Annotated in this window: 7 protein-coding genes; 4 read left to right on the top strand and 3 right to left on the bottom strand. The window is 52.1% G+C overall.

The window, feature by feature from the left end:
* Window positions 1-134: 134 nt before the first annotated feature.
* Both ACOCD2_RS10435 and ACOCD2_RS10440 read right to left on the bottom strand, forming a co-directional pair.
* A complete protein-coding gene (locus tag ACOCD2_RS10435; RefSeq protein WP_419588422.1) occupies window positions 135-2,441 on the bottom strand; it encodes a ThiF family adenylyltransferase in 2,307 nt (768 codons plus the stop codon).
* Window positions 2,434-3,585: a ComEC/Rec2 family competence protein gene (locus ACOCD2_RS10440; protein ID WP_419588421.1), complete on the bottom strand. Its 1,152-nt coding sequence runs from the start codon at window positions 3,583-3,585 to the stop codon at window positions 2,434-2,436. Before ACOCD2_RS10440 ends, ACOCD2_RS10435 begins: the two co-directional genes overlap by 8 nt.
* A 129-nt stretch (window positions 3,586-3,714) precedes the next feature.
* On the opposite strand from ACOCD2_RS10440, the gene ACOCD2_RS10445 reads away from it, so the two are divergent.
* From ACOCD2_RS10445 to ACOCD2_RS10460, 4 genes are read left to right on the top strand one after another with little or no spacing between them, the layout of a single operon-like run.
* On the top strand, window positions 3,715-4,641 hold the full coding sequence (locus ACOCD2_RS10445; RefSeq protein ID WP_419588420.1) for a WYL domain-containing protein: 927 nt from the start codon (window positions 3,715-3,717) through the stop codon (window positions 4,639-4,641).
* A 1-nt stretch (window position 4,642) separates the two neighbouring features.
* Window positions 4,643-5,059, top strand: a complete 417-nt coding sequence (locus ACOCD2_RS10450) for an HNH endonuclease (RefSeq protein WP_419588419.1) — start codon at window positions 4,643-4,645, stop codon at window positions 5,057-5,059.
* Between the two features lie 13 nt (window positions 5,060-5,072).
* Window positions 5,073-5,708, top strand: coding sequence for a hypothetical protein (locus ACOCD2_RS10455; protein ID WP_419588418.1), 636 nt, complete (start codon window positions 5,073-5,075; stop codon window positions 5,706-5,708).
* 59 nt (window positions 5,709-5,767) lie between these two features.
* Window positions 5,768-5,965: a hypothetical protein gene (locus tag ACOCD2_RS10460; protein ID WP_419588417.1), complete on the top strand. Its 198-nt coding sequence runs from the start codon at window positions 5,768-5,770 to the stop codon at window positions 5,963-5,965.
* Between the two features lie 13 nt (window positions 5,966-5,978).
* On the opposite strand, the gene ACOCD2_RS10465 is transcribed toward ACOCD2_RS10460, so the two are convergent.
* The coding region (locus ACOCD2_RS10465; protein WP_419625694.1) for a tyrosine-type recombinase/integrase at window positions 5,979-6,257 on the bottom strand (279 nt) is incomplete at its 5' end.

Genomic DNA, 6,257 nt, shown 5'->3' on the forward strand with positions numbered 1-6,257 from the left:
GATCTGGTGTTTTTGCTCGTTTCCGCTTATCTGTTGATAGCTGGACTTATTCGAAAAGGCATTTGGGTACATCCGGAAGTGTTGCTGATTGGATACGGCCTGGAGAAGACTCGTATTATGGGAGCCAAGGTGCATCAATCACCTTTCGCCAGGATTGCCCGGTAACCGGAAGGTGTTTTTATTAGCAAAACTGAAGGTATTGCGATTTTTGCGGCAATCATCGCCGCCGTCTGATAATCACGGGGTGATCCTCCAGAATCTTGCAGGTGGCTATGCCACGTACCGACACAGTGTAAGGCGAAGCCTGTCGGTTTTGCGTATTCCTCTACCATTTGGTTAACACCCTGCGTTCCGAGAATGAACGCGGCGGCAGAGCGTTGGGAGTCAACAGGAGCAGGAAGGACATTAGTGATGGTTATTGTCTTTCTGACTACGGATGCAGATCCCATTATGATGCCGCCCGTTTCAACATCCTGGTACCGGCCGCATTCCTCAGAAATCATTTCATGAGTACGTGGTGAAATTCGTATTTGCCAGGAAGAATTATTTTCGGCTTGTACGCAGAGATATGGCCCCACGTCAACAGATGTCCAGGTCAACCCTAGTCCGTCGGGATCCAGCCTGCCGATAATTGCCTGGCCGGATTCGGGTAATTCCTGCTGCCGTATTTCCAATAGCTTACGAGCCATGGGTGCGGCGAAGAGGGAAATATCGGTATCAGGCATTATCATCGTCGTCGATGAACAACCCTGGCCAATTTCCTGGCGTTCCAGATTCCCATTGATACTGAAGAAATGTTCCCGGATCGATTCGTCGGACCGAATCATCTCGTAGGCATCGAGGATCAGATCTGATGTGTTCGGATTCCTGTCGGGTCCTTCGATCGTCATCAGACCGATTGAACCTCCCGCGAATAGTGAGGTTTCAATAACACGTGCAGGCATGGTAGCTGTGGAGAGTGCGCCGAGTGTGTCACGCACTGCAAGAGATGCGGTGGCATTAACGACAGCCCAGGCCTTTTTGGGTATGACTTTCCACAAGCGCTTTTTGTTCGCGCTGAGAGAAACGGCATCGACATTCACGGCTTCTGCAGATTGCCCCAGGCCGTTGATGGCATCTGCCAGCGCTTCTGCCTTCGGCACCATCCACAGGATATTAAAGCGTTCTTTGCTGGGCACCAGAGCATGGCGGGCGGCATTATGTGGTGACATAGTCCGGTTATCTGCAACCACCGAGGGGGCCAGGCCAGCGCGGGCCATGTGTAGGGCAATCTTGGACCCCAGGCTGCCGCAACCGAGCTGTACCAGAATACGATCATCAGGTGTGTTAATGCCTGACACATCCCGCAAAAGCTGTGGTGAGATGGCATGTCGCAATGCTACTGGATGTACTGGGATGGCGGCATGGTCGTCAGTAAACATTGGCGCCGGCGTCTCAAGCAGATAGGGGATAAGTTCCAGATCGCTGCTGGAACCGATTAGATGTGTCGGCCGTCTTGCGCAGAGGATGACAAGAATTGGAATGCTTTGCGTGACAGTTGGGATATCGGCAGTTTGTCGCTGCAGGTGAGTGAGCGCGTCTTCGAGTTCCTTCCCGCAGCCGTATCTATGGGCCTGCTGTACCAGCATCGATAGGTTGGTCACTGTTTCCGGTAGATACTGGTCGCATATATAAGGATCGCCGGAGGGCAGTTTCCCGGGTGTAGCAAAAATGGCGATGGATTCACCAAACTGAAAGCCTTTCGATGATGTTTGCGATACCCGCAGATCGCCCAGCGACTTCCGGTTAACCGACACAGGTTCTGGAAGCACTGACCCATAGAATAAATACCCTTTACCAGGTCTTTGTGCATCAACGGGTCCAATAAACTTGACGTATTCGACGGGAAGGAACCTGAACGCGGCGTGTTTCCGAACAAGTTGTCGCAAGGAGCTGTGTTCAACAACCGCATAATCATCGATGGAGTCGCGGCGGATAGGTTCCCAGCCCTGTTCGCGATCGATCAGTTCATCTTTTGCTGCTCGCTCCAGCCAGTAGACCAATTGATTGACAATGGCGCCAATCCCCTGCCTGTGAAGCAGCTCGCGCGGGTCGCCGTCAAGGTAGCATGGTTCAACTGGGTCCTCCGGGTCGCCCGGTTGGATATGGGGTAAGGAGCGGTTGAAATCATTGCGGAGATAGATTAGTGGTGGGTTAGCCGGATAATCTGGCGGGAACTGGAAGACAGCTTGTTCAACAAGCTGGACTCCGGTCGGGCTCTTTCCGGCAGCTCGCCATGCGGTGGGCAGGTTGGTTCTGATAGACACCGAAGCCACGTAGATACCGTCGGGGCTGATTTCGACAGGCCCTACGGTATCTACATGCGGGTGTTTACCGATCTGGTTCAGCGCATGTTCGATCACCCAGGGGGGCGTATTGTCAGAGCTGCCGGAATTAGCCATGCGGCAGGGGTTGACCACCAACCGCGCTGCTGGAGATGATAGCCGGCGCTGCGAGTGCAGCGCTTTTCAGCGCCAAGCCATTACGACCGATTTCATACTCCATGGGAGCCGGCTTTCCCTTGGAAGGGTATTCGCCAGTACAACGGAATTCGCCTGTTACAGGTTCCAGAATGTCTTCGTATTCACGTTTCGCGCGAATGCAGGGCGGGTCTGAGTCATCATCCTTGATCGGTTTGCTGCTCGCAACGATATTCGCGCCGCTGAGCGCCTGGGAAAGTGCGCTGCGCGCATTTTTATTCACCTCGGCATCTTCGCCTTTCTCGCTCCAGCTATCGTATGACAGGGAATGCCAGGAACAATGGTGCGGGGATAGCAGGAGGTCGTATTCCAGCCAGTATGCGCGGTTCCTGTGCCGGTCCCACAGACGTTCCCAGATCGCCACCTCGGCGTCGCCGCAGGTCAAATAGCGGCAGCTGCCGCCGGCCGCGGTGATTGTAAACCGGAGTATGACGCTGGAATTATTTTTCGTGAGAGTGGCTTCTTCACTCTCGTCATCACTTAGCGGCAGAGGCGCGAGCAGGCGGGCTGACATGCCCGGGTCGTCATGGCCGTTAACCTTTTCGATCAGGCCATCAACCTCGACCAGAATCTCCGTAAGATCATCGGTCTTTCCGTTCTCGTCTCGCCCCAGTATCTGGATACGGTCGCCATCTGAGACAGAAAGGCCGGATTCCCGGTAGCGGGAAACGCGCCGTTTGGCCTCAGTGTTGAATTTCTTGGCATCTAGGCAGAGCGTGTGATTTTTCGATGCGCGACGGAAAATCAATGGTGAAGACCAGATCTCTCGGATGAAAATCTTATCGCCGGAATGGTCTTCCGGTTTGCCGAGGTGGAAATGCTTGTCCAGGCCTGAACAATGATCTTGATCGGGGTGGCTCAGTAGAAATACATCGACGTAGAGCCGGCCTTGGTCATCCCGCTTCAGTCGGTCACGCAGGTCTTTGGCAACATCGCGGGTCGGATCATCAGGATCATCAGCGGCCGCACGGATATTGGTGTCGATGAGGATGGTCCGGCCGCTTTCAAGCTCCACGAGCGTCATGTCGCCGTTGTCGACCGGAAAAAAGGTAATTTTGGCATTCATATTCGGTTCTCCACACGCGATTCAACGGTACCCCCGAGCCCGAAAAGGGGTTGACAGGGGTAGATAATGAGATAAGATACTATACGTATAGTAACTATGTCAATATACTAAGTATACGGGAGTGACTTGATGAGCGGTGATGGTCCGTCGGAGAAAATGCGCTGGAGTATTGAGCGCCGACTGGAATTTATCGAGTTTCGGCTATTCTGGGAGGGTAGGGTAAATCGTTCAGATCTCGTTGACTTCTTTGGTATTTCTGTACCACAGGCATCTGCGGATCTTGGTCGCTATCAGGAAGTGGCAAAGCAGAATCTGGTCTATGACAAGCGTGCCAAGTCATACTTGGTTACAAGGGAGTTCAAACCGGTCTTACTGGAACTTGATGCCCAGAGATACCTGGCGCAACTGCGATTGATCGCCAATGGCATTCTGCCAAAGGAGGAAAGTTGGCTGGGGTGGGTTCCGCCATATGCAACCGTACCCAGTATTGCGCGAAGTGTTGATCCTGTGAAGCTACGGAAGGTGCTCGATGTTATTCGCACGGGGAGTGCGATACATGTTGAGTATCAGTCGCTTTCAAGGCCTGATCCTCTTTGGCGCTGGCTGACACCTCACGCGCTCGCATTTGATGGTTTCCGATGGCACGTGCGAGCTTGGTGCCACACGAGGAACCGGTTCCAGGATTTCGTGTTCGCTCGAATGCTTTCGCTTGATGAGACGAGGCCTGATCAAATAAATGCTGAATACGACGTAGAGTGGCAGCGGTTTCTGACTTTTCGCATTGGGCCACATCCGGATCTTGGGAAAGCTGCACGAAAGGCTATTGAGCTCGATTATGGCATGCAGCAGGGAGAGATATCCGTAGAGACTCGGATCAGTCTTTCATTTTATCTAGAACGGCGACTCGGGCTGGATTTTAAGCCAGAGGAAGTGCGGCCGGAACGACAGCAGATCATATTGCTGAATCGGAAAGAAGTCGATGAAGCGCAAAAACGTGCCAGGTCAGAAACTGCTGCATTGGCATCTAAATACGTTGAGAGAAGTGAGGAAAATTAAGATGGCCTATGACATTGAGAAGCGTGAGCGCATATTCAGGAAAACAAATGGGCGGTGTCATATCTGTCGGTGTCAACTGAGTTTTAATAACTACGGGAAAACCGATGCCAGAGGTGCATGGGAAGTGGAACATTCTGTGCCGCGCGCAAAGGGAGGGACGGATCATCTGAATAATCTGTATGCTTCATGCGTTACCTGTAATAGAAGCAAAGGTAGTTCGACAACAAGATCTGCCCGGGCAAAGAACGGTTATACAAATGCGCCATTGTCAAAAGGTAAGAAAATAAGTAATGCGTTGACTGGAGGAGCCGTCGGTACGCTTGCGACATTTTTTGTTCCACCACATCTGCGCGTTGTGGCCGCCGTATTTGGTGCGGTGTTAGGAGCCGTGATTGGCCATGAAATCGAACCAGAGTAGAACAATCGGTTTCATGGCTCGAAGCGACAGATATTTGAAATCAGAAAACCAGATCTGGTTGTTCGGTTTTCTTGTCGTTAACTTGGCGGCATTCGCAGTCGTGACCTACATAGGCCTAGACGGAGTGCCCGGTGCCATTCAGTGGGTACAGTCTAACTGGGAGAGTTTGAGTGCTGTTGGCCTTGGTGTGGTGGTGACGACGGTTGTCAGTAACCTGATAAGCCCGCAGTTGAAAGCGGTTCTTGTATTTTGGCGATGGCCTAACCCTTTGCCTGGGCATCGTGCTTTTACTCGGTATCTGGGGAAGGATCCACGGATTGATCCGCACAGGTTGCAAGAAAAAATCGGCGACTTCCCTAGTGATCCATCAGAACAAAATCGATTGTGGTATCGAATCTACCGGGCACGCGAAAGTGAACCTAGTGTCATGGGTGCTCATAAGGACTTTCTTCTGACGAGAGATATAACATGGTTATCGTTTGCCATGTTCATATTGTTAGGTTTGGGATCTGTTTTTCTTGGGGAATCGGCACTTCAGACCCTCTGGTACCCGGCTTTCTTGGCTTCTCAATATGTAGTGACTTCTATAGCTGCTAGAAGGAGCGGGGTCAGGTTTGTATTGAATGTCCTTGCTGTTGAAGCCTCTTAACCGGGGATGATTCTTATTGTGAGCACACATGAGTAAGCGGTAATTTGAGGTAAGAATAGATGGCATCCACCTTTGCTTGGCTAGATCATTCCGAAAGCGACCGTCGTAAAGCGCTCGATGTAGTTGATCATGTGGCGTACATAGTCCCATCCGACCTGTCTCGCCTATCGCTCTCTGGTGCACACAGTGCCGAACTCAAAGCTTTGCAAATGCTTAAAGCAGAGCTGCCCAACGATTTTACGATCTTCCACTACTGAAGATAGATCAGCACTAAAGCGATTTCAGCGCTTCGCTGATCTGCTCCTCGGGTGGTTCTTCATAGATTAAGGTTGTGGAAGGGTTCACATGCCCCGCGATCTTCTGCGCGACCTTCACCGACTTCTTCTGCTTGTGGATCACGTTGGTGATCACCGAGCGCCTCCCACTGTGCGAACTGGCCTTTTCGATACCCGCCCAGCCACGCAGCATCAGGGCCATGTGTTCCTGCAATGTATTGGGCGAGTAGGGGCCGCCTTTTTGCGTGACAAATAACGGATCGGAGGGTTTAAG

This window comes from Thiolapillus sp. (genome assembly GCF_048562965.1).
Classification (GTDB): domain Bacteria; phylum Pseudomonadota; class Gammaproteobacteria; order Chromatiales; family Chromatiaceae; genus Thiolapillus; species Thiolapillus brandeum_A.

What these genes read in the sequence shown, in the direction of transcription:
- ACOCD2_RS10435 (WP_419588422.1), bottom strand. Translation starts at nt 2,441, where the DNA reads ATGGCTAATTCCGGCAGCTCTGACAATACGCCCCCCTGGGTGATCGAA.
- ACOCD2_RS10440 (WP_419588421.1), bottom strand. Translation starts at nt 3,585, where the DNA reads ATGAATGCCAAAATTACCTTTTTTCCGGTCGACAACGGCGACATGACG.
- ACOCD2_RS10445 (WP_419588420.1), top strand. Translation starts at nt 3,715, where the DNA reads ATGAGCGGTGATGGTCCGTCGGAGAAAATGCGCTGGAGTATTGAGCGC.
- ACOCD2_RS10450 (WP_419588419.1), top strand. Translation starts at nt 4,643, where the DNA reads ATGGCCTATGACATTGAGAAGCGTGAGCGCATATTCAGGAAAACAAAT.
- ACOCD2_RS10455 (WP_419588418.1), top strand. Translation starts at nt 5,073, where the DNA reads ATGGCTCGAAGCGACAGATATTTGAAATCAGAAAACCAGATCTGGTTG.
- ACOCD2_RS10460 (WP_419588417.1), top strand. Translation starts at nt 5,768, where the DNA reads ATGGCATCCACCTTTGCTTGGCTAGATCATTCCGAAAGCGACCGTCGT.